The following is a 26373-nucleotide window of genomic DNA, read 5'->3' as shown; positions in this document are numbered from 1 at the left end:
CTGCCGTGCCATGATAATGTCCCTTCCTGCCATCGCTGCCTCCTTACTTAAAAAGAAGCAGTTTAGCACCTCCTCAATAGGACATTTCTAAATTGGCAACTGAGGACATTATCATTTTGGCGTTACAGATGGTTTCCCATCATCGTCCCTTTGCGTTCCGGCTCTCTCCGCTTTAAGCGCTGCATACGGTTTCGTGATCCGGGTCACACAACTTTCTTTTCGGAAAACGTATTCTCAAATCAACGATAACATTTCCGATGGAGGTGTATTCATGGAGCAGAAGAGTGTTCTCGGATGGTGTCTCGTCGCAGTGATCTTCTGCATGGGAATGCTGGCCCCCGTTATAATCATGACAGCATATGCCGACAGCGGCAAAGGCCCTTTTATCGACGACGAGTTGGTTGTACAGCACAAAGCGGGCGTAGCAGAAGGGAAGATAAGAGAGGTGCTGCAGGGGCAGGGCGCCTCTGTCGAAGATGAAATCACTCCTCTGAGAGTAAAGAAGATCAGGGTTCCGGCCCATGCCCGGGAGAAGGTAAAGGCCGCCCTGGCAAAGAACCCTCACATCACTTTTGTCGAAGATAATTTTATTGCAGAAGCGACCGTCACTCCTGACGATACCTATTATCCCTCGCAATGGCATCTCCCGAATATCTCGGCCCCCCTGGGCTGGGATCTGAGCACCGGATCGGTCAGCGTTCCCGTAGCCATAGCCGACTCCGGCGTCGACCCGTTGCATGCCGACCTCAGCGGGAAACTGATCCCGGGATATAACTTTGATGCGGGGAACGCCGATACCCGGGATATCTTCGGGCATGGGACTAAAGTTGCGGGAGCTGCTGCGGCCCTTTCGAATAATGCAGGCGGCGTCGCCGGCGTCGCCTGGGAGAGTCCGATCATGCCGATCGTCATTTCCGATTCCACCGGATACGCCACCTACTTCAACATGGCACAGGCGATCACCTACGCTGCTGACCACGACATCAGGGTTATCAACCTCAGCTTTGCGGGGTCGAGCGCTTCGTCGACACTGCAGAGTGCGGTCAACTACGCCTGGAACAAGGGCACGATCGTCTTTGCGTCAGCCGGCAATTTTTCGACGAGCACGCCTTATTATCCTGCGGCATGCGATAACGTGGTCGCCGTTTCAGCGACGACGTCGAGCGATACCCTGGCGAGCTTTTCCAACTTCGGCAGCTGGATCGACCTCTCGGCGCCGGGCTCGGGCATCTACACGACGACAAAGGGCGGCGGCTACGCCGCAGCGAGCGGCACCTCCTTTGCCTCGCCGATTACCGCCGGCCTCGCGGCACTGGTGCTCTCGGTCAATCCGGGACTGACCAACGCGCAGGTCGTCGATATCCTGCAGCAGAACAGCGATGACCTCGGGGCTCCGGGGTTCGATCCCTATTTCGGCTATGGCAGGATCAATGCGTACGGCAGTCTTGCAGCGGCTATGAACTATGTGCCGCAACCGGATACCACGGCGCCGCTGGTATCGATCGTATCGCCGGCAGAAGGCTCGGTGGCAGGCGGCGCCGCGACGGTCAATGTTTCTGCAGCGGATAACGAAGGGGTCGTCCGCGTCGAGCTCCATGTCGACGGCGCCTTTTACGCGGACGACGCAGCAGGGCCTTATAGCTTCTCATGGGATACGCGTATGCAGCCTGACGGTCTCCATACGCTCTCGGCACGGGCCTTCGATGCAGCAGGCAATATCGGAGAGTCTGCGCCGGTAGCGGTCTCTGTCAGCAATCCGAAGGATACGACCCCGCCCTCGGTGCGCATAGCTTCGCCGCTCAACGGCTCGATACTCGAAAGGAAGGCGGCAATAAGCGCAGGAGCGTCGGATGATGTCGGCGTGGTCCGGATGGAGCTCGCTATCGATGGTAAAGTGATGGCAACCTCGTCAGGGAGCAGCCTCTCCTATTCATGGAACACGGTGAAGGCAGCGCCGGGCAGCCACACCATCAGGGTCCAGGCCTATGATGCCGCAGGCAACGGGGGAGCAGCATCGGTCATAGCATATAAATAAAGAGAGGGGAGGACGGCTGCCGTCCTCCCCTCACGCTCATACCCGGGCAGTTCTATCGTTCACTTCCTGAGCTTTCTCCTTCCGAAGAGCGCAAGCCCCAGAAGACCGCTGCCGAGGAGCACGATCGTGCCGGGCTCGGGCACCTCGCTGCTGCCGCCGCCGTCGCCTTTCCAGGTGGCATCATGGGAGCCGGGGTTTCCCTCGATATCCGTGTTGCTGACAAGGGTCGTATACTTGACCGCTCTCTTCCTGCCGCTGCCGGTGACCTCCCTGACCTCCTCGGTCTCCGTGACCAATGCGAAGACATCGAAATGCACCCACTCGTAACCGGTTACGCTGATCAGGAGCTTCTTTATTTCACCATTAACAAAACCTGTATCGCCCGGCTCTTCTGCGAAATTCGGGACGGCGTTCAGACTGTTCAGAAAATTCCCGATATCGAAAAAGAGATAATCCTGGTTCTGTATCGGCGCATGATTTGACGGAGGGCTGGGAACAATAAAGCCGTATTCGTATAATGAGGAAGTATAGATGGGGCTGCTCCCGTTCACGGTCAGCGTCCCCATCGAAAGGGTGCCGTCGGGAACCGTCGCCATAAGGACTGCACCTGCGCTATTGAAGTAAGCGCCATTGAAGCCGAAGTCGGACCAGTTCTTCCCGGTTCCCTCAGGGCCGCTATACCTCCCGCCGACCCGGATGACGTCATCCTGCTTGTATGCGCCGGCAGCGTATATGATGTTGCCCGAGGTCACCGCAGTATCCTCTTCAACAGGATTCGAAAGGGAGGGTATATAGTCGGCATACGTGCCTGTATCCCCGGCGCCTGCAGGAGCTCCGACCTGCAGTACGGGTATTGCCTCGACAGGCGGGGCTGACAGCAAAAGGCCGAGTATGCAGGCTGCAGTAAATAGTTTCTTCATTAAAATGCCTCCTCAATCCCGCCTTTTTTAAAGTGATCGTGTATTCCTTTATAGTCTTTAAATCATGCACATTTCATACCAAACAGATAAAGTGAAAAACCAATAGGGGAAATCATAATAAATTTAATTGTTTGCGATGGCAGAGCACAGGGACTCCGGAACCGATGTCCGCTTTTCCTGACAGTCCACCAGTCAGTTTGGGCCTGTTTGCAAAGTAAAGCGGACGGGCTGATTTCATTAAAGTCGTTCAGAATGGTGAGATAATTTTGCTGCAGCTCGGGAAACTGTTAAGTTTCCCGACGTTTTGTCGGAAAACTTAACAATCAAGGCAGTTAGAAAGTCGATTTTTTTTACAAAAGGACAGAGTTTCAACCCCTTATAAGTTTGGCACGCGGATTGCAAACTATGAGACATCATAGTTCGCTCACGAAAACCGAAAGGGGGCAATAGAAATGGAAAATATCCTAGTTAGCAGGTCTAGTCACAATAAAAAGGAGGTGAAAGGAATGAAAAAGTTAATGTCTTTTGTGCTTACGGTGGGCGCGTGCGTGGTGCTCCTGGCATCCGGAGCCTTCGCTTTCTCGCTGGACGGCTATGCAGGACCGATTTCGATCAAGTATGAAAACTGGGAGAACATAGTCAATAACACGAACCGTGGGACCGGCCTTACCCTCACCAGCGGAAATCAGTCAGTGTACATGGGCGACAACTACGGTATCCTCAAGGTCACTTCTGTACAGGGTCTGAACGGACAGATCTGGTCTGAAAATGACGGCGGGCAGATAACCGGCATATTTTACGGGTTCGATGTATGGAAAAATGTCGGTGCTCTTCCGGCATTGCAGATTGACGCGACCGGGGGCAGGCTCGATATGTACTATAGTTCCTCACAGACGTTCAGTGCAGACCCCGACAATGACAACAATCCGATGAACAACTTATCCATCGGTGTCGACGGCCTGCCGAAGTTCACGAACACGACGGTGGGGAGCTCCTTCTTCAGCGCCCTTGCCGTACCCGGCATCCTGTTTAACCAGGGCGATTCGACAACTACGCTGAGCGGAACGTTTTCTTCAACGAATCCGTTCACCGGTGACGGGAAAGCGTACTGGAGCATCATCCCGGGGTCGGGCGATTTCGCCTCTACGTTCGATAGCGATTGGCTCTTGAGCGGATTAGCAGATCTGTTCTCCAACAGCAGCTTCCCGCGCCTCGGCTTCCCTGCCGAAGGATGGACCACGAACAGTGACGATCCGGTGACGGCGTATGCCGTTCCCGAGCCCGGCACGATCGTGCTCCTCGGCGCAGGACTTCTCGGTCTCGCAGGACTGGGCTACAGGAACAGGAAGAGATAACCACACTTCTTGTTCTCAGCAGAACGCGAAGAGGGCTGGTGACGAACCGGCCCTCTTTGTTTTATGCTAGATGCCATGGGGTTGGTCCATTCGGCACCGGGGCTCAGAAGGGTGAATGTCGTCTTCGGCATGCTCGCGACGCTCGGTATTGTTTATCTCGTAGAAAATACGCTTTTGGCAGCGGCGGTACTCATCCCTTTCTGGATAGTACTCTTCCGCCCCTGGGGCCTCGATGACGCGCTCATCTTCTCTATCGCCTCCCTCTTCTTCCTCGGACAGAATTACGCGGTGCTCAAAACAGGGGGATTCGCTTTTACTCATAAGGATGTTCTGCTGATGCCCTACTATGAACCCTTCCTCTGGGGGGTTTACTATCTTGCATTGAAGCGGTTTATCGGCGAGCCGGCCGTCACGGTGCGTCTGCAGTGGAATGCCTTCTTCGGCCTTTTTCTGACAGGCTTCTGTTTTTCGGTTTTTTCCGGCAGTTCGGATATGCTTTGGGGAGCGACGCTCGTCTCGACAGCAGTTCTTTTCCTGATGTTCCACGAGCGGTACGATCTCGTTTATGCGCTCTCGGCCCTCGTGCTGGGGCTTGTTGTCGAGCTGTTCGGCGTCTCGGCAGGGCTCTGGGAATATCCCGATCCCGACTTCCTCGGCATCCCCTACTGGTTTGCCACCATGTGGCTTTCGGTCGGGCTGCTGGGGCGGCGCTTTCTGATTCCCCTGGCTGAGCTCGCTGCCCGCAGGATTAGAAGGACGATCACGCCTCTCTCGGCAGAACCTTAGACGATCGTTTACCCGCCCTCATAACAGCTTATGCCCTCGAGTAGCGGCCCGGCGCCAGGATGCCCTGCGGGTCGAGCGCCTTTTTCAGGGCATCCACAGTGCCCCAGAATACGTCGTTTCTTCCCGTAAGTTCAGCCATCGATTGAATGCCGAAGCGATAGGGAATATAGCCGTTTTCCATGCAGATGCCGAGCAGCTCATGGTAGCATGCATCGGCCCTGGACCTGTCATCGGGATCGTTCCTGTCATAGAGTATGGGAGCCGTGCAGTCGAAGCAGCGCGGATTAACGGGGGTGAGGGTCAGGCAGCAGTCGAAGCGGTACTTGTGAAAGATAGGCTCCACGAGCTCTCTGAACTCCGCAACATGCCGGTGCGTCATCGGGATGACCGGAGACAGCCAGATGACTCCGCAGTTGTCCCTTGCAGGATTGATGGTGTGCTCAGGTTTGCTCCTGCGCGCTCTCCAGTACGGCGTGGAGAGCGCCACCTCGTTCGGAATGCCGTTCAGGATGCCGAAGGATGCCTTGACAGCACCCACCGTCTTCGACATATCGACCCCGAGCACCATGCCGATAGGGCGCTGGAACCGCTCGAGGAGCGAGATCGTGGCTGCCGAAACAAAGTGCAGTTCCGAAACCTTTCCTGCAAGCACCTCCTTCACTGCACTCTTCGCGGACTGCACCTGCTTCCTGGTTCCGTACAGAGCCCCGACGCCGTTCCAGACGCCGACGCGGTTCTTCTTCGCCAGCCGGCTCGCGACCTCTTCCGACAGGGGGGTCATACCCTTCATCTCTTCCCACGGATAATGCATGAGCAGGGTGAGTGCCCTGTTCCGGTGCAGCAGATTGAGGGGTCCTCTGACGATGCCCTGTAAGAGCAGGGTGCGTACCCCGTCGATGAGGCCGCCGAGCATTTGATCGTCATTGATAGCGAAGTAGCAGGCCTCGACATGCTCGGGCTTCGGCATGAGCCAGACGCCGATCTTCGTGACGATCCCGAAGTTGGACTGGGTAAAGATGCCATCGAGATAGGGTCCGGTGCCCCACTTGAAGAGGTAGGTCGTCTTTGCGTTTTCGTAGTGGCCGAACCCCGTATTCAGGACCTTGCCGCTGGCGAGGACGACCTCCATCCCGCATTGGCACATGAAATGGTCGCCATAGGGAGTAATGCCGTAGCCCCGCTCGAGGGTGTTGCCGAGTATGCTGCAGCTCGGCCCCGCGCCGGTGGGATCGATCATGAGCGGTATCTTATTCTCCTCCAGGTACCGATGAAGCTTCGCCTGGGTAACGCCCGGCTCGATGACCGCATAGGCGAGCTCGGTATTCACCTCGATAATCCTGTCCATCCGTACCAGGTCCAGGATGATGTTTCCGTTCGTCACCGGCCGCGCTGCACCATATCCCCAGTTGTTCCCGGTGCTTACGGGGTAGAGTGCGATGTTATATTCCCGGGCTATGTTGACGAGTTTCTGCATCTCTTCCGTGCTGCCCGGGAGCACTGCCGCAGCGATGCTTACCTCTGCCGGGATATCGCCCCAGTGATAACGGGCCAGCGCTTCGGGGCCGGTCCGTACATGCTCGTTCCCTATTGCTTTCTTGCATTCCTGCAGAGCCTCGGCGATCATGGCAAATGCGCTCCTTTCGTAGCGGCAGAGGGCTGCTCACAGCCCGAAAACTATCGCACGGCATATGTGATCCCCTGTGATCCCCTGTGCTCCATTGTATCGCGGTGTTGCAGAAGGGACAACCGGATCAGCCGCATCTACTGTTTATTATCGAAGGTTTCCGATAAATACTCACCGGAAGAGACGAACCCGGCCTCTGAGCGCGAGAGGAACCGCTGTCTTACGGAATGACCGCCGCTTATGCTGCATACCAATTTCCCGATAGATAAAACGGTGATACCGTTGTTGCGATATATACGGGGAACGGGTTGATTCCTTTGAGGGACTGGTATGGTTGTTGCAAGTCTTTCTGAACGTTGGTGCAGGTTCGGCAGTCGCGGGCAGGAATAACGAGGCGATAAGCGCCGTCAAAGAGGGGACCCTATGGAAAATATCTGGGGCTTTGAGTTTGCGAAGGTTTCTAGTGTAGCTGAGCTGCAGGATATTTACACGCTGCGGTACAAGGTGTATGTCGACGAGTGGGGTTTCGAACATCCCGACGATCACCCGGAGGGAATAGAGACCGATGCCTTTGATAAGTATTCGGTCCATTTCATGGCCTCCCGCTATGGGCAGCTGCTCGGCACTATCCGTCTGATTCTCCATTCACCCGAGGGGTTTCCCATCGAGAAGCATTGTACGATCACCGCCGACTGCTCCGCGATAGGGCCGGAGAGGATTGCCGAGATCTCGAGGCTGGCGATCAGCAAGGAATACCGGAAGAGGGCGGTTGACCGCCTTCTCTATAGCGCAAGTCCCGGCGAAGGACAGGATGTCTCGCAGGAGGACGTGCCCAATTCGCGAAGAAAGCGCCAGGAGATCATTATAGGCCTCTTCAAGGCCATGTATGCCGAGAGCAAGCGGCTCGGGTTGACGCATTGGTATGCCGTCATGGCAAAGGCCCTTCATGTCTTGTTGCAGCGTATCGGGTTCGATTTCGTTCCTATCGGTCCCGATGTGGAGTATCATGGCCTCAGGGCCCCTTATATTCTCTGCATAGAGGATGTCGAGAAGAGGCTCTCGATGAATAATCCCGAACTGTACAAAGAATTTGTCGAAGCCGCAGGATGCGGTGTGTAAAGCAGGCATCATGAACAATGATGACCTCGAGAGGCTTATTCTCGATACCATAGATATACCGAGCCTGCCCCCCATCGCCCTGCGCGTCCTGCAGCTTGCCCGGAAGGAAAATACCTCTATGGGAGAACTGGAAGCGACGATCTCAGGGGACCAGGCATTTGCCGCCCGGGTTCTGAGGATCGCCAACTCCCCTTTTTACCGGGGGCAGCATATCAGCAGTATTGCCGCTGCTGTCAGTCTCATCGGGTTCGATGCGATGATCTCCCTCGTTACCGGCGCCGCAATGCGCGATCTCTACCGAAAAAACGATCCCTTTGACTCCTCTCTCTGGGACCATAGTCTCGGCGTCTCGCTTGCAGCATCACTCCTCGCCGGGGAGACGGGAATGGCGAAGCCCGAAGACGCCCTGGCAGCGGGATTGCTGCATGATATAGGCAAGGCGCTGCTGAACCGCAGTATTCCCGGGACCTACGCCGATATCGTCGAGATGACGGGACGCGGCGGTTACTCATTCAGCGAGGCCGAAACGGCAGTGCTCGGTTATGACCATTGCAGCGTTGGCGGTGTCGTCGCCCGCCTATGGAATTTACCTCCCCTGCTCGAGGTCGTCATCGAGCGGCACCATACGCATCATTTTCCGGGATTTGCCGCGGAGACGCATAGAGACCTCTGTGCCGTGGTTGCCGCTGCCGACGCGCTCTGTCTTCAGCTCGGTATCGGGCCGCGGAGCACTCCCTCCTCCCGGGAGACCGGGCTGGGGCTCACAAAAGAAAGAATGCGCGAAATGCAGAGAGAGTTCTCAGCGCTCTACAACAAACAGCGGGAGCATCTCATGGAGTGATACTGCGGGCTTAGAGGTACATCAGTCCTGCGTGGTAGAACTGGCTGCCTCTTCTTATCCACCGCACGAGCGCCATCTGCTTTCCCTCACTGTTCAGCTCGACAATGCAGTCGCGCTCCAGGGGAAGGGATGTTTTTACGCGCACGCCGCTGTAACTGATATCGATAAGGTCGACCGTACCGGTAATCGCCCGATAGTACTTCGAATTATTATAGTAGTCCTTGTAATCTCGAGGCTGCTCCCTGCGGTGCTCGCTATTGCCGAAATATGCCGTGATAGAGACCGAACCGGAAGTATGCTCCCTCCGGTGCTCTCTCCGCTCCGCCCCGGCATATTGCGGACCATCCTGCAAGGAATGCCCCCTTTTCTCAACGTCTATGATTGGTTTCTTATGGCTCTCTACTCTGCTCCGGCTGCCCCCTTGGAAAAGTATCTATGACAGCCGGGGAGGGCTCACCATAGCGCTAATTTCCGAGAGCTCTACAAAACATTAGGAATATCAAGCAATTGTTATGCCATTGTCCAGGGAAAACACGGGCTCTCGGCAGTACTATGCGAAGGAGAGGGAAAATCGTGAAAAGTCAATGCTTCATCCTTAGTAATCAGGCGGAACGATCTGCTTACGGCGGCGATAAGGAGGCGCTGCATGCTTTTGATCAATGGCTCTGTAAGCTGATCGGCTCCGTGGTGTAAAGTTTTTCGACAACACTGTCAGAAAACTTGACACTTCACACTGCTCTCCGCTGTAAGCGCATGCGCAATGCTCGGAGCTTAATGAGGTCTCTCTCCTCCTCCGCATAGGGTCGTTCGATCCCCTCGCTGCTAAAGTAGAGCCGGATCCGGTCGATTAAATAAGAGCAGCGTTTGTTAATAAGCCCCTTCTTGGAGAGGTGTCCCGTATGCTGCAAGCCTTGATTTTAACGGATACGATTCTATAAAATTTATAGGCATTAATAGGTAAGTATTTGTCTTTAATTTGCTGTAACAATCTCTAATCCTGTTATTTCAGGTATAGGCAATCTTCTCAGCTATTGAGCCTGTAACTGAGAGGGCGGAGCATTGCCGGAATTCTCGCTGTGGTCTTTATTTCTCAATAACAAATGAAATCCTAATATGAGGAGTTATCGAATGGCTAAGCTATTGCGTGCTGTCGCTAAGGGATTCTCGGCATTGTTCCTCGTCTCCCTGCTCATCTCTTGCCAGGGCAAGACCAAAGAGGAGCTGCTCAGCGAGTCGGTCAAGCTCATGAAGGAGGGAAACCCGTCGGGGGCTATCGTAGCCCTCAAGAGCGCCCTCGAGAAAGACCAGAACTTCTTCGATGCCCGCTACCAGCTGGCGAAGGCGTACCGGGCGAGCGGCAAGCTCGAACAGGCCGAGCGGGAGCTGCAGAAGGCGATGAGGATGGACCCTTCGCGCACCGAGCTCCAGCTCGAGATGGCGCGCGTCCACCTCGATGGAAACAAGCCCGACGAAGCGATGAAAGAGGCGAACGCCTATCTTGCGGCGCACCCGGACAACCCTGATGCAACGGAGCTTCTCGGCTATGCCTCCGTTGTGAAGGGTGATGCCGGGGAAGCAGAGAGGCATTTTCTCCGGGTGGTGAAGGCCGATCCCGAACGGGTATCGGCCAGGTTCGGGCTGGCGCAGGCGTACATAGCGGACGGGAGGGCCGACCAGGCGCAGAAGATTCTAGAGGAGATTATCGGCAAAGACCAGAAGAACGCCAAAGCGTACTACCTCCTCGCCGGCGTCGAGCTCAAGGCGAAGCGGAGCGATCGTGCGATCGAGCTCTACAAGAAGATCGAGGACATCAACCCGCAGGACAGTAACGCTCCTTATCGCAGGGGCATCATCCATGTCGAGAGAGGCGAGCTCGACAAGGCGGGGACAATAGCCGACGACCTGCTCAAGAGGTTCCCTAAAAAAGCGGAAGGGAGCACGCTCAAGGGAATAGTCTATTACTATAAACGGAATTATCGTGAGGCCATAGCGGAGCTCCAGAGAGGCATTGCTCTCCAGGCCAACCTGTTCGCCTACTATTTCCTCGGTCTCAGCCATTATAACCTGGGCGAGTATGAGGTCGCGTTGACGCAGTTCAAACGGATACTCGACCACCATCCGTCCTTCCACCAGGTGCGCCTGCTGGTTGCCATGCTGCTCATGAGGCAGAACAGGACCGACACCGCGGTGGCAGAGATAAAAAAGGTCCTGGAGATGGACTCCCAGAACGCGCTGGCTCACAATATGCTCGGCAGCGCCTATATTATGAAGGGAATGCATGACGAGGCGATGCGCGAGCTCAATACGGCGATCGACATCGATCCGAAGCTCGTTGACGCCCATCTCAAGAAGGGCATCTTCAACTTCAGCATGGGCAACCTGAAGGAGGCCGAGTCCGAGCTCAAGACAGCCGTGAAGGTCGCCCCTGATGTCCTCAACACCCGCTTTCTTCTGGCCTCTTACTATGTCAAGCAGAAGAACTACGGCAGAGCAACCGAGCTTCTCAAGGAAGGGCTTACCGGCAAAGACACGGACGCCGTCGTCTACAACAGCATAGCCGCGGTCCTCCTGAGAGAGAAGAAGTATGCCGATGTGCTGGGATACCTGCGCAAGGCAAAGGAGAGCAACCCCGCCTATTTCCCTCCCTACTTCAACCTGGCGACATACTACACGGCCAGGGGTGAGTATGCCAAGGCGATGGAGGAATACCGTGCGGTACTGCAGAGGGATCCGAAGAATCTCGCCGCCCTGTTAGGCTCCGCGGCAACGCTTGAGCTCCAGGGCAAGGAGGGCGATGCCCTGGCGTTCTATACGAAAGCGAAGGAGGCGCAGAGTCCGGCAGCCTTTCTGGCCCTCGCCCAGTATCATGCCAAGAAGAAAGAGGTCGATAAGGCGGCAGGGATACTCGATGAGATGCATCGGGCGCATCCCAAGGCGCTCGAGGCCCTCGAAGCAAAAGGGAGGGTTTATGCCGGCGCAAAGAGATACAAGGAGGCGCTGTCGGCATTCCAGCAGATCGAGGCTGCGAGTCCGGAACGAGGGGTGCCGCTCCTGGTCGCCACCTACGTTGCCATGAAAGACTATGCGCCGGCAGTAAGACTCCTGGATAAGAAGCTTGCGGAGAAGCCCGACAATGTGGGGATGAGGGCCGAGCTGGCGATGCTCTATGCGCTCATGGGAGACGAGGCGCGCGCTGCCGAGGCCGCCCAGAAGATAATCGATTACAGACCCCGCTCTGCAGCGGGCTATGTGGTCCTCGCCTCCGTTTATGAGAACCGGAACAAGATCGACAAGGCGATAGAAAGCCTCAAGAGAGGACTGCAGACGGAGCCGAAAGACCTCGCCGCTTCACTGAAACTGGGCTCGCTCTATACCCGGAAAAAAGACTATACGCTCGCGATGAGCACCTACCGGGAGATCGAGCGGCACCATCCCCGGGATGTGCAGGCGCTCTTCGGCCAGGGAGCGGTCCTCGAGGTGACGAACAAGAAGGCCGAGGCGGTGAAGAAATACCAGGAGGTGCTTGCGAAAGCGGAGAATTACCTCCCGGCATTGAACAACCTCGCCTACCTTTATACGCAGGGATACGGGAGCAAGGAGAAGGCCCTCGAGCTTGCGGTAACGGCGTATAAGCTGGCGCCCGACCGTCCCGAAATCCTGGACACCCTGGGCTTCGTGTTTCTTAAAAACGGCAGGAAAGAGGATGCGCTGAAAGTGCTCAAGCGGGCCTCGGAGCAGCTTCCGGACAATCCGTCGGTGAGCTATCACCTTGCGCTCGCCTACAAGGAAACGGGCGATGCCGCAAAGGCGGCGGATACGCTCCAGCGGGCGCTCCGGGCAGGGGACTTCCCGGAGGCGAAGGAAGCGGCCCAGGCGCTCTCGCAGTTGAGGGGCACGAAACGCCCCTGATCCCATGAGGAGGAGGACGCACCTCATCGCCGGTGATGTCTCTCTTTCGGTTCTGGCCGTATGGTCCGGGCACGCCCTGCTCGGGCAGAAGATCGGGACCCCACGGGACCTCGTGCAGGTAGTGCTCATAGGAAGCGTTATTCTCTTCTCCTCGTTCATGACCGAGCTCTATAATACGAACAAGTTCATGCCCGTGCGGGAGCGTTTTGCACGCATTGTTCTGGCGCTGCTCATAACCCTCCTCCTCCTGTCCTCATTGTTCTATATCGTCCCCACGCTTATGCTGGAACGGCGCCTGCTCCTTGCGTCGATCGCTGTCTTCGGAGCTCTTCAGTTTTTCTGGCACCAGGGCTACATGTCCACCAGCAGTGCGCCGGGGTTCGCCCGGAGGGTGCTCATCCTCGGCACCGGTCCCCTTGCGCTCAAGATGAGCGAGGTGATCTCCTCGGCGAACTCCCGTCACACGGTTGCGGGATACGTCGCCCTAGAGGACACCCCGCCCCAGGTCCCTGCAGGGTCGATCCTCGGCACGAGCAAGAACCTCTGTACTATCGTGAAACGGGAGAGAATCCAGCGGCTCGTCGTCTCTCTCTCAGAACGGCGGGGGGTCTTCCCCCTGCAGGATGTTCTCAATTGCAAGTTCGACGGGGTCGATGTCCTGGACGCGCCGTCGTTTTACGAGGATATTACCGGCAAACTCCTCATCGAGAACATTACCCCGAGCTGGTTCATCTTCTGCGGCGAATTGAAGCTGACACAACCGAAGCGGGCCGCGAAACGGCTCTTCGATATCGCGGCCGCCCTTGTCGGATGCATACTGGCCGCGCCGCTGGCGCCGTTCATCGCGCTGCTCATAAAGCTCGATTCGAAAGGCCCCGTGCTGTTCAGGCAGGTGAGGATGGGGGAGCAGGGGAAGCTCTTCACGCTTTATAAATTCAGGACCATGCGCCAGGATGCGGAGAAGTCCAGCGGCGCTGTATGGGCGCAGCAGGACGATCCGCGGGTGACGCGGATCGGCAGGTTCCTGCGCACGAGCCGTCTCGACGAGCTTCCGCAGCTCTTCAATATCCTCAGGGGCGACATGAGCCTCATCGGCCCGCGGCCGGAACGTCCCGAGTTCATCGAGGGGCTGAGCAAGATCATTCCCTTCTACTCCCAGCGCCATGCCGTCAAGCCGGGTTTGACAGGGTGGGCGCAGATACGCTACCCTTACGGATCGTCGGTGGACGACGCCATCGAGAAGCTCCGCTACGATCTCTTCTATATTAAACATATGTCGATGCTCTTCGATATAGGTATTATCCTGGAAACCATTAAGGTGATACTCTTCGGCAGAGGGGCCCGATGATGAAGGCAGCTATCGGCAATCAGCTGTCAGGCTGCTGAGGACTGACAGCCGGGCGCCGAGCTCTGCTTGACCAAGGAGGAAGAAGCGTGGGAACAAGGATACCTGTCATAGCGGTTGTTGTCCTGGTATCGATAATGGGCTTTGCTGCGCTCTGCAGCGGATACAATGCGATCGGCGAGGAGGATGAGCTGATGCTCTCCGTGTGGGGGCACCCTGAGCTGACCGTGACCGTGCCGGTACGGCCCGGAGGCATGATCTCGGTCCCCTTCGTCGGCGAGGTCAAGGCGTCGGGCCTCACCTCCCAGGAGCTGAAAGCGCTCCTCGAGAAGGAGTTCGGCAAGTTCATAAAGACACCGACCGTGAGCGTCGTGATTACGAAAGTGAACAGCTACAAGGTATATATCCTCGGCGAGGGCCTTTCGAGCGGTGGCGACGGCGGGTCCGTCTCGGGCACGACCTCGGGCGCGATAACGCTCAAGCGGGATACCACGCTCATTCAGCTGCTCTCGCTGCTCGGGTTCAAGATGGATGCCGATCTCAGGAGCGCCTACCTGATGAGGGAGGGCAAAAAGCTCACTGTCGATTTCTATAAACTGGTGCGGCAGGGCGATGTCTCCCAGGACCTGCTCCTGCAGCCGAACGACGTGATCTTCGTCCCCTTGAACGTGGAGCGGCGGATCAAGGTGATCGGTGCGGTGAAGACCCCGGGCATGCTCCCCTTCATCGACGGGATGACGACGCTCGACGCCATACTGAGCAGCGGGGGGTTTACCGAGTTCGCCAGCCAGAACAGCGTCGTCGTCATCAGGAAAGAGGGCGACGAGGTGAAAAACATCGAGGTGAGAATGAAGGATGTCATCAAGGGCGGCGACCTCGACAAGAACCTGCCCCTGAAACCGGGCGATATCGTCAGGGTCAAGTCGGGCATCTTTTAGGGGGGGACGATGGCATCGCAGACGACCAAGGAATTCGATGTGCGCCGGTACTGGGGAGTGGTCCTCAAGCACCGGTATCTCATACTCGCGATCTTTCTCGTCGTCGCCTCCGGATTTACCTGGGGGAGCTTCTTCTGGCCCGAGAGTTACGAGGCGAGCTCCACCGTCTTCGTCCAGCGGAGCGCGGTGATGGACCCGCTCATAAAGGGCGTCGGCGTTGCTACGAGTATGGAGGAGCGGCTGAGGACGATCAAGGACCGGCTGATAAGCCGTAATATCATAGAGCGGGTCATCAAGAAGCTCGACATGGATGTCTACGCCAGGACTCCCGACAAATACGAGAGCCTCATCGAGAATGTACGTTCCAGCCTCGCGATTACCATAAAAACGCCGCGGGGCAAGGAGACGGCCGACCTCTTCACCATCGCCTACACCGGGCCGGATCCGCGGAAGGCCCGCGATATTGTCAATACGCTGGTGAGCGAGTATATCGAGGAGAACCTCGGGTTCAGGAGATCCGACGCCTACGGCGCCTTCGAGTTCATCCAGAGCCAGCTCATGGAGTACAAGGCAAAGCTCGAGGAGTCGGACAAGCAGATGAGGGAGTTCAGGGAGAAGCACCCGAGCATGATCCCCCAGAGCGAAGCCACGCTGCTCGGCAGGGTGGAGAACTTCCAGACCGCGAAGATAGAGACGGAGATAAGGCTGAAGGAGCTGACGAGGCGTCGGGACAATCTCAAGAAGCAGATATCCGGCGAGAAGGAGCTGACCGTCGCCATGGTAACCCGTGAGGGATCTCCCCAGTCGCGGCTCAACTACCTCAGCAACCAGATCGTCCTCCTCTCCGCTAAGTTCACCGACAACCATCCCGAGATCATCAAGATCAAGGGGGAGATCGAGGAGCTGAAACGGGAGATCGCCCGGGCAAAGGATGCGCCGCCGGACACCACCGGCTCCGAGACATCGACCTTGAACCCTATCTATCAGCAGCTGAAGGAGGACCTGGCCAAGACCGACGCTGAAATCGAATCGCTCCGTGCGCGTGCAGGGGAGCTGGCCCGGCAGCAGCAGACTGCTCAGGGCATCCTCGGCAGCATGCCGAAGGGCCAGGAAGAATGGATGAAGCTGATGCGGGACAGGAATGTCTACCAGAAGATTTATGACGACCTGCTCCAGAAGCTCGAGCAGGCGAGGGTCTCGAAGGACCTCGAGCTCACCGACAAGTCCGAGGCCTTCAGGGTCGTGGATCCCGCGGTCCTCCCCGTCATTCCGGTCAAGCCCGACCGGGTGAAGCTGATCCTGATGGGCATCGGGCTCGGCCTTGCAGCGGGCTTCGGTGCGGCGCTGGCGCTGGAGGCGCTGAGCCCCTCCTTCAAGGATGACGATTCCATCGAGACAGTGCTCAAGCTGCCGGTCCTCGCTTCGATACAACGCATCGAGGTCGCTGATGCGAAGCTGATGGCGGCAAAGAGGATGGAGCGAAAGATATTCGCTGCTGCAGGGGCATACGTCAGTGTTATCCTCCTGGTGCTGATAAAAGAGGCGCTCTACCGCTACATGGGGATCACTATTATCAGCTTTTAACCGTCAGCCGTCAGCGGTCAGCACGGGGAAAGCTGATGGCTGAGAGCTGACAGCGGTTACTAACCCATAAGGAGCAACGAATGAGCAAGATAGAGAAGGCATTGGAGAAGGCGGTCGAGGCCCGCGAGCTGGGCCCGGGTGCGCCGCCGCAACCCGCAGAGAGCCGGAATGGCGCAGGGCAGCACACCTTCGTGTCCGGCCCCGAGGTGATCGATGCCGCACTGGTCGATCCCCATGTCGTCTGCATTACCGACCCCTTTTCGGCGAATGCAGAGCAGTACAAGAGGCTCCGGGCCCGTCTCATCAGGGATACGGCAAAGGACTTCCGGAATATCATCATGGTGGCGAGCACTACCGGCGGCGAGGGAAAGTCCCTCACCGCGATCAATCTCGCCTTGGCCCTCGCCCAGGAGATCGACCATACGGTGCTCCTTGTCGATGCGGACCTCAGAATGCCGTCGGTCCACACCTATCTCGGTCTCAATCCCCGCTGCGGGCTCAGCGACTATCTGAGCGGGAAGGCGGAGCTCCAGGATGTCCTTGTCAGGACAGGCATAGGAAAGCTGGTGCTCCTCCCTGCCGGGGAGCCCCCGGAGAACCCCGCCGAGCTCCTCTCATCCGGAAGGATGAAGGAGCTTGTAAAAGAGATGAAGCACCGGTATAAGGACCGCTATATCATCTTCGACACCTCGCCGGTGCTGATCACGGCCGACGCCCTCTCCCTGAGCAGGCATATGGACGGCGTCGTGTTCGTCGTGCATGCTGACCGGACCCATCAGAAGGACGTCGCCAGGGCGCTTGCGCTGATCAGGGGCACCCCGGTGCTGGGCGTCGTACTGAATGATATACCGGGATACCTGGCGAGGACTGCCGACAGCTATTATCGCTATCGGTATGGCGATCAGAAGCGATCAGCTGCCGTCGGTCAGCAGCCGGAGGAAAAGCAGAAGCCATGAGCAGGCGGTCTCTTCTCCGGAGAGCTGAATGCTGACAACCGAAGGCTGACGGCCATGTATATCTCTTTTTTCGGACTCAGATGCAAGCCCTTCGAGCTCGTCCCCGACCCGGGGTTCCTGATGCTGAGCAAGGCGCATAAGCGCGCGCTCATCCACCTCAACTACGGGATCGCCGAACATGCCGGCTTCATTTTGGTCACCGGCGAGGTGGGCACCGGAAAAACAACGGTCATCAGGAAGATGATGAAGGGCCTCGGCAGCGACATCAAGCTCGCCCGGATCAACAATACGCGGGTCACCTCCGAGCAGCTCATCTCGATGATCAACGAGGATTTCGGCCTTCAGGTCAAGGGAAAGAGCAAGACAGAGATGCTGAGCGACCTGAGCGATTTCCTGATCGGCGAGTACGCCCGGGGCGGCAAATCGATGCTCATCATCGACGAAGCGCAGAACCTCTCGGCCGACCTGCTCGAGGAGATACGGCTCCTCTCCAACCTCGAGACCGACAAGGCCAAGCTCCTCCAGATAATCCTCGTCGGCCAGCCCGAGCTCCTGAAGGTGCTCGCCAGGCCCGAGCTGCGCCAGCTCCGCCAGCGCATCAGCATCAGCTGCCAGCTCCAGCCGATAACCCGTGAAGAGACCGAGGCCTATATCCTCCACCGCCTCGAAATCGCCGGCAACCGGCAGGCGGTCCGTTTCCAGGAGGGCTCCATTGACGCCATCCACAAATTCAGCAGGGGCATCCCGCGGCTCATCAATATCGCCTGCGACTTCCTCATGCTCTCCGCCTACGCCGAGGAGACGAAGGAGATATCACTGCACTTCGTGAAAGAGGTGATAGGAGAGATCGAGAACAGCCATGGGTACTGGCACGATGTGAGCGTCCAGGAGCATCATGAACCGCTCATCGACCGGGACACCCTGCAGAGCCTGCTCAGCCGCCTCGAGCTCCTCGAAGCCTCGCGCCACAAGGCGGAGATATCCAGGGCCGAGCGCGAGGACCTGCTGGCGCGTCTTGCTGAAGTAGAAAAGCGCCTCGACAGCGTGCTCGCTCTGCTCTCAAAAGGGAATGACGGTGAAACAGAGAGAGACCGGCACGATCCCGCGTTATCCCGGGAGATCGAGGTCCTGAGAAAGCGCATGGCCGCCTTCGAGAAGAAGCTCTCGATCAAGGAAAGTCCGGAGCTGAAGAGGAAGAATCTCTGGACGAGGATATTCAATTAGCTTTCAGCGGTCAGCACTGAAAAGAGTAGCTGCACGCCCCCGGTTATCTGCGTTCGAGCATCTTTACCTGACGCCTCAAAGCTGACGTCCGACTGGCGATAGCCGAGCGCAGCAGTTTAATATGTTTGAGTATATTTTCTGGATTTCAATAGGACTCATCGCGTATACCTACCTCGGCTACCCTTTTATCCTTTCCCTTTTATCCGCCGTAAAAAGAAGACCCGTCCAGAAGAGTGCCTTTGAGCCTCATGTCTCAGTAGTTATCGCGGCTTTTAATGAAGAGAGGACCATTGAGTGGCGATTACAGAATCTGATTGAACAGGATTACCCGAGAGAGAAGATCGAAATTGTTGTTGTATCGGACGGGTCTACTGATAGGACCGAACAGATAATAAAGGAGTTCAGTTCTTGGCAGAGGCAGGTCCGATTTTTTTCGATGAGAGAAAGAAAAGGCAAGGTAGAAGCGCTCAACCTCGGCGTTGCTCAGGCAAAAGGCGATATTATTGTTTTTACCGATGCACGCCAGACGTTCAGGCCTGAAGCCGTGAGACACCTCGTTGCGAATTTCAGCGACCCCGAGGTGGGATGCGTCAGCGGGGAGCTTATTTTCATTAAGAATCTCAAGAGCCTGATTCAGTCCGAAATGGGGGCATACTGGCTCTACGAGAAATGGATCAGGAAAGCGGAAAGCCGGACAGGATCGACGATCGGCGCAACAGGCGCCATTTACGCTATTCGGAAACAACTTTATAAACCGCTGCCTTCGGGAACGCTCCTGGATGATGTCTTGACGCCGATGAACATCGTGATGCAGGGATATAGAGTGGCATTTGACGGTAGTGCGGTCGCTTATGATGTCCCGTCCAAGGATGCATCGCAGGAGTGGACGCGAAAAGTGAGGACACTTGCCGGAAACTGGCAGATCACGAGCCTCGCTCCTGCATTGCTGAGCCCGTGGAAGAACCCCTGCTGGTGGCGCTTTATCTCTCACAAGCTCATGCGCCTGGCTGTTCCCTTCCTGCTTCCGGCCGTACTGATGTCAGGGGCGCTGCTGTCTGGCCCCATTTACCGGGTAAGCACGTCAATCCAGATGACAGTGTACGCCCTGGTTCTGATAGGATTTGCCGTGCCGCCCTTGAGGAGATTTAGACTCATCAATATTCCTTACTTCTTTATACTGCTGAACCTGGCTGCTGTAGTCGGCTTCTGGCGGTGGATTACAGGGCAGTCGCAGACGGTGTGGATTCGCTCCGACAAGGCTGGTCACGTAAAGAAAGCTCTCAAATAGTTCAAGAGTGGAATACTCGGAAACATACACATATCGCAGGCCCAATTTTGCTATTTACGGCGCAATGGCGCTTATCCCGATCTATGTAGGGCGGGTGCAGGAGCTATCTCAGTTTCTCATCAGCCTGCATACAGCAAAAGTTGCGATTGCAGCGGCGCTGTTGCTTGTAGCATATGCTCCAAGAGATGGTGATACAAGCATACGAGCAATATTTTCTTATCCGCAAATGAAATATATTCTCGGTATTATAATTCTTGGGCTATTTTCTGTACCGTTCAGCGTGTGGCCAGGGCAGAGCTTCAGCTTTATGTTCGATTTCTATTGGAAGCTAATTGTATTTATGCTGCTACTCGTTAAAAGTGTCCAGTTTCCTGAGGACATTAAAAAAATTGTCTGGACGCTGTTTGCTACTGTAGCCTTCCTTGTGCTTTATAGTTATATCAATCCCCGAATTGTCGAGGGGAACAGAGTATCGGTTACCGTATCTTATGACCCAAATGATTTCGCACTCTTTCTCATTATGTGTTTTCCCATGCTGTTTTACCTGATGGAAGAGGAACAGGGCATCAAGAAAATGGTTCTGATAGCCACGCTTGTGCTGATGCTCATTGCCATTGTTAAAACAGGATCAAGAGGAGGGTTTATCAGTTTATGTGTCGCCTTGTCGATAATGTTCTATCGTAAAGGGTTCAAATATGTACTGAAAAGTATTCCGATTTTTCTGTCGATTTTATTGATTTTGAATATCACTACAGGCAGCAGCTCATGGGAACGCTTCTCTACGATCCTCGAGCTTGAAGATGATTACAACATGGATGCTCGGGGCGGGCGTGTCGAAATTTGGAAGAGGGGTGTAAATCTCATGCTCAAAAGCCCTGTAATCGGGTGGGGAATTGGCGCATTTGCGGTGGCAGAGGGGAGCAAGAACGAAGGTGGAATGTGGAAGACAGCGCATAATTCGTTTATTCAGATCGGTGCCGAGATCGGGGTCGCGGGTCTTGCGCTCTTTGCAATGATCCTTGTCAAATCTATTACCACCGTGTGGAGACCAGGAAAGATAGATGAGCTGGAATGGTTTAGAAAAGGCTTGGAAGTTGGCTTCTATGCCTTTTGCGCCGGAGGATTCTTCCTGTCATGGGCATATTCGTATGTTTTGTATTTCTTTATAGCACTTGCCATTATTTATGCTCATCTCAATCAAGCTGTTTCCGATCAATCCGAATCCCTTCATTTAGAGTCTCAATTCAATCAATAACTTAGATTGAAGAGCATAATTGCTAACAAAAAAGAGGTCAGTGCGGTAGTCCAGATGACCTTTTCGGGCTCATTTGGCGGGAGGGAAAACGTCGCCTTTTCACTCGCAAAACTTATGAGCAGTAGCATGCAAAGCTCCGTGCTCTATCTTATTCTGGAAACGCGAGCGGATCAGGGGCACAGAAACGATTTGTTGTCAAGGTTAGAACAGAGCAAAATTAGGCATCGAATATTCTATCTTGACCGACGATTCTCATGGAATATAGCCAACGAGATCGCAGCTGCGCTGCAGGAGGACGGCGCTCAGATCGTCCACTGCCACTGCTACAAATCTGGCGTATACGCTGTCTTGATTAAACACCTTAAAGGACTGAAGGGAATGATTGTTGCATTTACTCTCCACGGTCTTCAAGTACCATTTTCGCTTAACGCACTGGTGCTGCATCTTCTGAACTTCCTCGCCATTGCTACTGTCGACAGCATAATAGGCTGTTCCGGAGAGATCGTCTCACGATATGCACGAATTCCCTTTCTTAATCGAAGAGTTGCAATCATCCAGAACGGTCTTGTTACCGATACCGCTAACATCAAGAAATATACGGAGATGAAACATTATATCCGTGAGAAACTTGCCGGCCGCTTCGGATTAGATAAGAACGCCCTGTGGATTGGTAATGTGGGGAGACTTACAAACCAAAAAAATCATGCCTTATTTATCGATGCTATCTTAAGTATGAAAGAAGACTTCAGGAGAATGCTCAATGTCAATTTTCTCATCATCGGTGATGGTGAGTTAAAGGATAAGTTAACGCGGATGACCCGAGAGGTTTCCATTGATGATGTCGTGTTTTTTACCGGTCATGTTTCGGATATGAACGAGATTTATGCTGCCTTGGACATTCAGGTGCTTTCTTCTGATTGGGAAGGTACTCCCATGTGTATACTGGAAGGTATGTCTTTCGGTCTCCCTATTATCGCGTCTGCTGTGGGTGGGACCCCTGATCTTATAGAGCACGAAGAGACCGGCTTGCTATTCAAAAAGAGAAATAAAGAGCAGTTACGGCGGTGCATGATCGATCTCATAACAAATGAGCGAAAACGACGAAGCCTTGGTGAAAAAGCGCAGGAGCACCTGTTCCAAGCCTTCACTGCCGGCGTATGGGCCGATAGACATATCGGCCATTATGTGAAGCTCCTGTCAAGGAAGAGAGGTGCTGCCTGTGCGGCTGACTGATATGCCGCGTTTCTGCAGCATAGCGGCCGTTGTTGTAGGTTCATCTCGATGCGGACGGTGAAAGCACGAAAGATAAAAGTAATGCAGGTCACCCATGATCTTGCCATTGGCGGGCTTCAACGGGTGATTGTAAATATATGCAAGGGCATCAACAGGGATATCTTTGATGTGTCGGTGCTCTGTTTGAGACGTTACGGGGAGTTCCAGCCGGAGTTGGAAGAAATGGGAGTGAAAACCTTTCTTCTCCCAGACGCCAAGGAGAGCGGTCTCGATTATCTTTCTGTATGGAAGATTAAAAGGATATTGAAAGAACAGCAGACGGATGTGGTTCATACGCATAATACGCAACCCTTTGTTCAGGGTGGAGTGGCTGCGTTCATTGCTGGCGTAAAAACAGTGGTCCACACCGACCATGCACGAAGCTATCCTGATAAATGGCGGTATATGTTTGCAGAGCGTGTGGTCTCTCACCTTGTGAGAAATGTTGTAGCCGTGTCCGATAGTACTGCACAGGATCTCATACAGCGCGTTAAAATCCCTGCCCGAAAGGTAATTACTGTTCCGAACGGAATTGACGGAAATCCTTTTTGCATCACTGTTGATAAAGACGAGAAAAAGAAGGAGTTGGGCTTCGGAGGAAGGGGGCCGGTTATCGGCTTCGCATCCCGTGTAGCCCGGCAGAAGGGCCTGACGTATTTGTTGAAAGCTATGCCGGAGATTATTCAGGTGTTTCCCGAATGTGTTTTGGTCATCGCAGGTGAGGGGCCGGAAGAGTCGCCACTGCAACAGGAGGCGGCAAACCTGAACATCAAAGATCATGTTGTATTCCTGGGGCCTCGGCTCGACATCCCGGAGCTGCTGAAGCTGTTCGACATTTTGGTGCTTCCCTCGGTTTGGGAAGGCCTGCCCATGATCTTACTCGAAGCGATGGCAGCTGGCTGTCCGACTGTCGCTACTGATGTGGGAGGGGTGTCAACCGCAATAAAGAACGGAGAGAGCGGCGTTCTGGTCGAGGCTGAAAATCCGGCAGCGCTCTCTCGAGAGATAGTCAGTCTTTTATCCGATGAGGATAAGAGAAAAGTATTGTCGGAGAAAGGCCGTAGACGTTTTCTGGATATGTTCAGTGCGGAAGTGATGACACGGAAATACGAGGAGCTTTATCTTTCAGGTGCCAACGATAAAGGCGTATTAAAACCACTGCTGGCAGCACGAAGAACAACTGTTGAGCAGGAGAGGCGCTCGCTTGAATAAACCGACGAATCTCAAGCGTAACGTCGTAGAGAGTATTTTATGGATGGGAACATCGAGTCTCGTGAGCCAGGCGGTGACATGGATAGTCACCATTTTTGTTGCTCGGATTCTTATGCCGGCTGATTACGGTCTGGTAGCACTGGCCGGCATATACATAGGCTTTACGGAATACGTTAATGAGTTCGGTATCGGAACCGCTATAATTCAGGCAGAGAGACTGGATGAAACGGATATCAGATCAATGTATTCCATATCTCTGATAATCGGGGCAATAATGACTGCTGTAACACTGTTTATTGCCCCTTTTGTTGCCGCTTATTTTAACGAAGAAAAACTGATCCTTATTATACGGGTGCTGAGCATTACTTTTCTTATCAGCTCGGCCCGATCGGTGCAGCGGAATTTGATGATTAGGGAGATGAAGTTCTCTTTAATATCCCGGATCGAGATGGTTACGAGAATAGTGACATCCGTGGTTGCGTTAGCTTGTGCACTATATGGTATGGGTGCCTGGACCCTTGTTGTGCAGTACCTACTGCAGAATTTACTGGGATTTGTGGGTTCTGCCTGGTATGAAAGGAGACTGCCAGGAGCCATCAGGATTACTCCAGAGTTTAAAAAAATGCTTTCCTTTGGATTCGGTATTATGAATTCCAAAATTCTGTTCTACTGCAACAGGAGTGCTGACAGCTTTCTGGTTGGTACCTTGCTCGGAAAAACGCTGCTCGGGTATTACACATTTGCGCTGATGCTTGCCGATAAGCCGTTCGAGAAAATAGTATCATTGCTCCACCAGGTCTTTTTCCCCATGTTCGCCAAGATGCAAAACGACCCTGAGCGACTGAAAACATACCTTCTCCGTATTATGGAAATCGAACTGCTCATTCTTTCTCCAATATTTCTGCTGATTGCGCTCACCTCGGACAACCTTGTTCTGGTGATGCTTGGAAATAAATGGGAATCGGCGATTCTCCCGTTGCAAGTCTTTTCATTCATAGGTTTTTTCAAGTATTTTGAAAATGTTGCCGGCATGGTCTTGACTGCGACAGGAAGGGCGAGAGCCCAGGTCGTTTACGTATCATTATTATTTCCTGCAATGGCGGCAGGCATCTACTTTCTTGCCCAAAGATATCACTTAAACGGCGTGCTGATCGCATGGTGTGCGATCTTTCCCTTATTGTCTTGTATGTACTTCGCTCGAATCGTAAAGTTAATCGATATTTCATTCAAGGAGATGGCTTCTATATTTAAACTTCCTTTTGGTGCTGCAAGTGTAATGGTGATAATGGTGCTTCTCGTCAGTGGAGCTGTACAGACAGGAAATCTCAACATGCTTACGATCAAAATAATCATGGGCATTGGTACCTACCTGCTCGTAATGGTCTTGCTTGATAAAGAGAAAACATTTAGCATGGTCAGGATGCTTCAGATAAGGAAAGCGGATATCTGAGAGATATCGAGTAATCTGGTCAAAAACCGCTGGATGAGAAATAAAACCATACTCTTTATTGCTCCTGATGTTTACCGGCCCGACCTCCCCAATTTTAAAAGCAAGTTCGAAATGCTGCCCGCGGGCATCTCGGGAGCGATCATCGCCAGGTCATCGCCTGATTTCGACGGCTATCGGTTAGGGGCGTTCCTGCTACGGGTGGTGCCTTTTCCCGAAAAGTACGGCGTGCTCGAAACCCTCAAGCAAATGGTGAGCATAGTCAGACGCGGGCTTGAGGTGCACAGGAAGACACCTGTTGATCTCATACAGTGTTATGACCCTTTAAAGCTCGGCATTTGCGCTATTATACTCAAGAAGCTGACAGGGGCGAAGGCTATCATCGAAGTGAACGGGCATCTGATAGATGCCGGCTTCTTGTTTCAGATAACGATTTCAGAAAAAATAAAAAGGGTTTTTTATGGAGCAACAATCAGATGGTGTCTGAAAGCTGCCGATGCAGTGAAACTGCTGAACGATAAACAGCTCGATGAGTGGAAAAGGGCGTTGGTGAACAAAAAGGTGTTCATGTTCCATGACTTTGTGCCGACGCACCTCTTTAGAATGAGTAAAAGTAATCATGGGTATATCTTTTTTGCAGGCTTCCCGTTTTACCTTAAAGGAGTGGATGTGCTTATCAATGCTTTCAAGCAGGTAGCGGCGAAATATCCCGATATGAAGCTGGTTATCATGGGACATACCCGGTCGGACAGAGAACAGTTCCAGAAGATGATACAGGATTGCGAGGCAATAGAGATACTGAAACCTGTCGATTATGACAAGATAATTTCCTATTTTGAAAACTGCACTTTTTTCGTCTTGCCGTCTCGTTCGGAGGCAATGGGGCGTGTGCTTATTGAAGCCATGGCATGCGGAAAGGCTGTTATTGCATCGAATGTTGGTGGAATTCCTCTTCTGGTCAGAGACGGTGAAAACGGGCTCTTGTTTCACTCTGAGAATGTTTTCGAGCTCGCTGCGAAAATTGACTTATTGCTGTCAGACGAGAAGCTGCGCTCCCAACTAGGCGAAAATGGGTATGCTTCGATGCACGAAAAATTCTCGAGTAAGTTGTATATAAAAAGATTTGTTGAGATGGTCGAGAGTGTATCATAAAGCAACCCGTACCTGCTGTTTTCGGGATAATGAGTACAAGTAAACGGGAGTGAAATGGCGTATGGTCCGGATGTTTGGATAACAGCGTATGAGTAACAATAGAAGGGAGAT

At 54.2% G+C, this 26373-nt stretch carries 20 protein-coding genes; 17 read left to right on the top strand and 3 right to left on the bottom strand.

Annotated features, from left to right (window positions below; translation table 11 throughout):
• The first annotated feature begins 271 nt into the window (after positions 1-271).
• Positions 272-2035 carry a S8 family serine peptidase gene (locus tag AB1805_01980; protein ID MEW5744198.1) on the top strand — a complete coding sequence of 588 codons (1764 nt, stop codon included), beginning with the start codon at positions 272-274 and terminating at the stop codon, positions 2033-2035.
• A 59-nt stretch (positions 2036-2094) separates the two neighbouring features.
• On the opposite strand, the gene AB1805_01975 is transcribed toward AB1805_01980, so the two are convergent.
• Complete coding sequence (locus tag AB1805_01975) at positions 2095-2955, bottom strand: choice-of-anchor N protein (protein ID MEW5744197.1); 861 nt, start codon at positions 2953-2955, stop codon at positions 2095-2097.
• Positions 2956-3461: 506 nt separating this feature from the next.
• On the opposite strand from AB1805_01975, the gene AB1805_01970 reads away from it, so the two are divergent.
• Both AB1805_01970 and AB1805_01965 read left to right on the top strand, forming a co-directional pair.
• On the top strand, positions 3462-4310 hold the full coding sequence (locus tag AB1805_01970) for a PEP-CTERM sorting domain-containing protein (GenBank protein ID MEW5744196.1): 849 nt from the start codon (positions 3462-3464) through the stop codon (positions 4308-4310).
• A gap of 75 nt (positions 4311-4385) precedes the next feature.
• The gene (locus AB1805_01965) at positions 4386-5096 is read left to right on the top strand and encodes a hypothetical protein (protein ID MEW5744195.1); all 711 of its coding nucleotides are present in this window, start codon (positions 4386-4388) and stop codon (positions 5094-5096) included.
• A 28-nt stretch (positions 5097-5124) separates the two neighbouring features.
• Here AB1805_01965 and AB1805_01960 read toward each other — a convergent pair whose 3' ends face one another.
• Positions 5125-6720, bottom strand: coding sequence for an FAD-binding oxidoreductase (locus tag AB1805_01960; protein ID MEW5744194.1), 1596 nt, complete (start codon positions 6718-6720; stop codon positions 5125-5127).
• Between the two features lie 423 nt (positions 6721-7143).
• On the opposite strand from AB1805_01960, the gene AB1805_01955 reads away from it, so the two are divergent.
• Together AB1805_01955 and AB1805_01950 are read left to right on the top strand one after the other, a co-directional pair.
• Complete coding sequence (locus tag AB1805_01955; protein ID MEW5744193.1) at positions 7144-7839, top strand: PEP-CTERM/exosortase system-associated acyltransferase; 696 nt, start codon at positions 7144-7146, stop codon at positions 7837-7839.
• A gap of 10 nt (positions 7840-7849) precedes the next feature.
• A complete protein-coding gene (locus AB1805_01950; protein ID MEW5744192.1) occupies positions 7850-8680 on the top strand; it encodes an HDOD domain-containing protein in 831 nt (276 codons plus the stop codon).
• 10 nt (positions 8681-8690) lie between these two features.
• On the opposite strand, the gene AB1805_01945 is transcribed toward AB1805_01950, so the two are convergent.
• Entirely contained in the window at positions 8691-9032 is a 342-nt protein-coding gene (locus AB1805_01945) for a hypothetical protein (protein ID MEW5744191.1), read from the bottom strand.
• A gap of 776 nt (positions 9033-9808) precedes the next feature.
• Here AB1805_01945 and prsT point away from each other — a divergent pair.
• The 12 genes from prsT to AB1805_01885 all read left to right on the top strand — a co-directional run bounded on the left by prsT (position 9809) and on the right by AB1805_01885 (position 26262).
• Positions 9809-12589 carry an XrtA/PEP-CTERM system TPR-repeat protein PrsT gene (prsT, locus tag AB1805_01940; GenBank protein MEW5744190.1) on the top strand — a complete coding sequence of 927 codons (2781 nt, stop codon included), beginning with the start codon at positions 9809-9811 and terminating at the stop codon, positions 12587-12589.
• Between the two features lie 4 nt (positions 12590-12593).
• Positions 12594-13937 carry a TIGR03013 family XrtA/PEP-CTERM system glycosyltransferase gene (locus AB1805_01935; GenBank protein ID MEW5744189.1) on the top strand — a complete coding sequence of 448 codons (1344 nt, stop codon included), beginning with the start codon at positions 12594-12596 and terminating at the stop codon, positions 13935-13937.
• A gap of 86 nt (positions 13938-14023) precedes the next feature.
• Positions 14024-14872: a polysaccharide biosynthesis/export family protein gene (locus AB1805_01930; GenBank protein ID MEW5744188.1), complete on the top strand. Its 849-nt coding sequence runs from the start codon at positions 14024-14026 to the stop codon at positions 14870-14872.
• A gap of 9 nt (positions 14873-14881) precedes the next feature.
• Positions 14882-16456, top strand: a complete 1575-nt coding sequence (locus AB1805_01925; protein MEW5744187.1) for an XrtA system polysaccharide chain length determinant — start codon at positions 14882-14884, stop codon at positions 16454-16456.
• A gap of 80 nt (positions 16457-16536) precedes the next feature.
• Positions 16537-17412 carry an XrtA-associated tyrosine autokinase gene (locus tag AB1805_01920; GenBank protein MEW5744186.1) on the top strand — a complete coding sequence of 292 codons (876 nt, stop codon included), beginning with the start codon at positions 16537-16539 and terminating at the stop codon, positions 17410-17412.
• Positions 17413-17466: 54 nt separating this feature from the next.
• Positions 17467-18636 carry an XrtA/PEP-CTERM system-associated ATPase gene (locus AB1805_01915; GenBank protein ID MEW5744185.1) on the top strand — a complete coding sequence of 390 codons (1170 nt, stop codon included), beginning with the start codon at positions 17467-17469 and terminating at the stop codon, positions 18634-18636.
• Positions 18637-18757: 121 nt separating this feature from the next.
• Entirely contained in the window at positions 18758-19924 is a 1167-nt protein-coding gene (locus AB1805_01910) for a glycosyltransferase family 2 protein (protein ID MEW5744184.1), read from the top strand.
• Positions 19925-19931: 7 nt separating this feature from the next.
• Positions 19932-21179, top strand: a complete 1248-nt coding sequence (locus AB1805_01905) for an O-antigen ligase family protein (protein ID MEW5744183.1) — start codon at positions 19932-19934, stop codon at positions 21177-21179.
• A 6-nt stretch (positions 21180-21185) separates the two neighbouring features.
• Positions 21186-22412, top strand: coding sequence for a glycosyltransferase family 4 protein (locus tag AB1805_01900; protein ID MEW5744182.1), 1227 nt, complete (start codon positions 21186-21188; stop codon positions 22410-22412).
• 48 nt (positions 22413-22460) lie between these two features.
• Positions 22461-23663, top strand: coding sequence for a glycosyltransferase family 4 protein (locus tag AB1805_01895; GenBank protein MEW5744181.1), 1203 nt, complete (start codon positions 22461-22463; stop codon positions 23661-23663).
• Positions 23656-25113 (top strand): lipopolysaccharide biosynthesis protein, encoded by a 1458-nt coding sequence (locus tag AB1805_01890; GenBank protein MEW5744180.1) that lies wholly within the window; start codon positions 23656-23658, stop codon positions 25111-25113. The genes AB1805_01895 and AB1805_01890 overlap by 8 nt, the downstream gene beginning before the upstream one ends.
• Before the next feature lie 33 nt (positions 25114-25146).
• Complete coding sequence (locus AB1805_01885; protein ID MEW5744179.1) at positions 25147-26262, top strand: glycosyltransferase family 4 protein; 1116 nt, start codon at positions 25147-25149, stop codon at positions 26260-26262.
• The last annotated feature ends 111 nt before the right edge of the window (positions 26263-26373 follow it).

The organism is Nitrospirota bacterium, assembly GCA_040752355.1.
GTDB lineage: Bacteria > Nitrospirota > Thermodesulfovibrionia > Thermodesulfovibrionales > Dissulfurispiraceae > JBFMCP01.
Note: the sequence above shows the minus strand (reverse complement) of the source record. Positions and strands in the feature narration are given on the sequence as shown.

What these genes read in the sequence shown, in the direction of transcription:
- AB1805_01980 (MEW5744198.1), top strand. Translation starts at nt 272, where the DNA reads ATGGAGCAGAAGAGTGTTCTCGGATGGTGTCTCGTCGCAGTGATCTTC.
- AB1805_01975 (MEW5744197.1), bottom strand. Translation starts at nt 2,955, where the DNA reads ATGAAGAAACTATTTACTGCAGCCTGCATACTCGGCCTTTTGCTGTCA.
- AB1805_01970 (MEW5744196.1), top strand. Translation starts at nt 3,462, where the DNA reads ATGAAAAAGTTAATGTCTTTTGTGCTTACGGTGGGCGCGTGCGTGGTG.
- AB1805_01965 (MEW5744195.1), top strand. Translation starts at nt 4,386, where the DNA reads ATGGGGTTGGTCCATTCGGCACCGGGGCTCAGAAGGGTGAATGTCGTC.
- AB1805_01960 (MEW5744194.1), bottom strand. Translation starts at nt 6,720, where the DNA reads ATGATCGCCGAGGCTCTGCAGGAATGCAAGAAAGCAATAGGGAACGAG.
- AB1805_01955 (MEW5744193.1), top strand. Translation starts at nt 7,144, where the DNA reads ATGGAAAATATCTGGGGCTTTGAGTTTGCGAAGGTTTCTAGTGTAGCT.
- AB1805_01950 (MEW5744192.1), top strand. Translation starts at nt 7,850, where the DNA reads ATGAACAATGATGACCTCGAGAGGCTTATTCTCGATACCATAGATATA.
- prsT (MEW5744190.1), top strand. Translation starts at nt 9,809, where the DNA reads ATGGCTAAGCTATTGCGTGCTGTCGCTAAGGGATTCTCGGCATTGTTC.
- AB1805_01935 (MEW5744189.1), top strand. Translation starts at nt 12,594, where the DNA reads ATGAGGAGGAGGACGCACCTCATCGCCGGTGATGTCTCTCTTTCGGTT.
- AB1805_01925 (MEW5744187.1), top strand. Translation starts at nt 14,882, where the DNA reads ATGGCATCGCAGACGACCAAGGAATTCGATGTGCGCCGGTACTGGGGA.
- AB1805_01920 (MEW5744186.1), top strand. Translation starts at nt 16,537, where the DNA reads ATGAGCAAGATAGAGAAGGCATTGGAGAAGGCGGTCGAGGCCCGCGAG.
- AB1805_01915 (MEW5744185.1), top strand. Translation starts at nt 17,467, where the DNA reads ATGTATATCTCTTTTTTCGGACTCAGATGCAAGCCCTTCGAGCTCGTC.
- AB1805_01910 (MEW5744184.1), top strand. Translation starts at nt 18,758, where the DNA reads ATGTTTGAGTATATTTTCTGGATTTCAATAGGACTCATCGCGTATACC.
- AB1805_01895 (MEW5744181.1), top strand. Translation starts at nt 22,461, where the DNA reads ATGCGGACGGTGAAAGCACGAAAGATAAAAGTAATGCAGGTCACCCAT.
- AB1805_01885 (MEW5744179.1), top strand. Translation starts at nt 25,147, where the DNA reads ATGAGAAATAAAACCATACTCTTTATTGCTCCTGATGTTTACCGGCCC.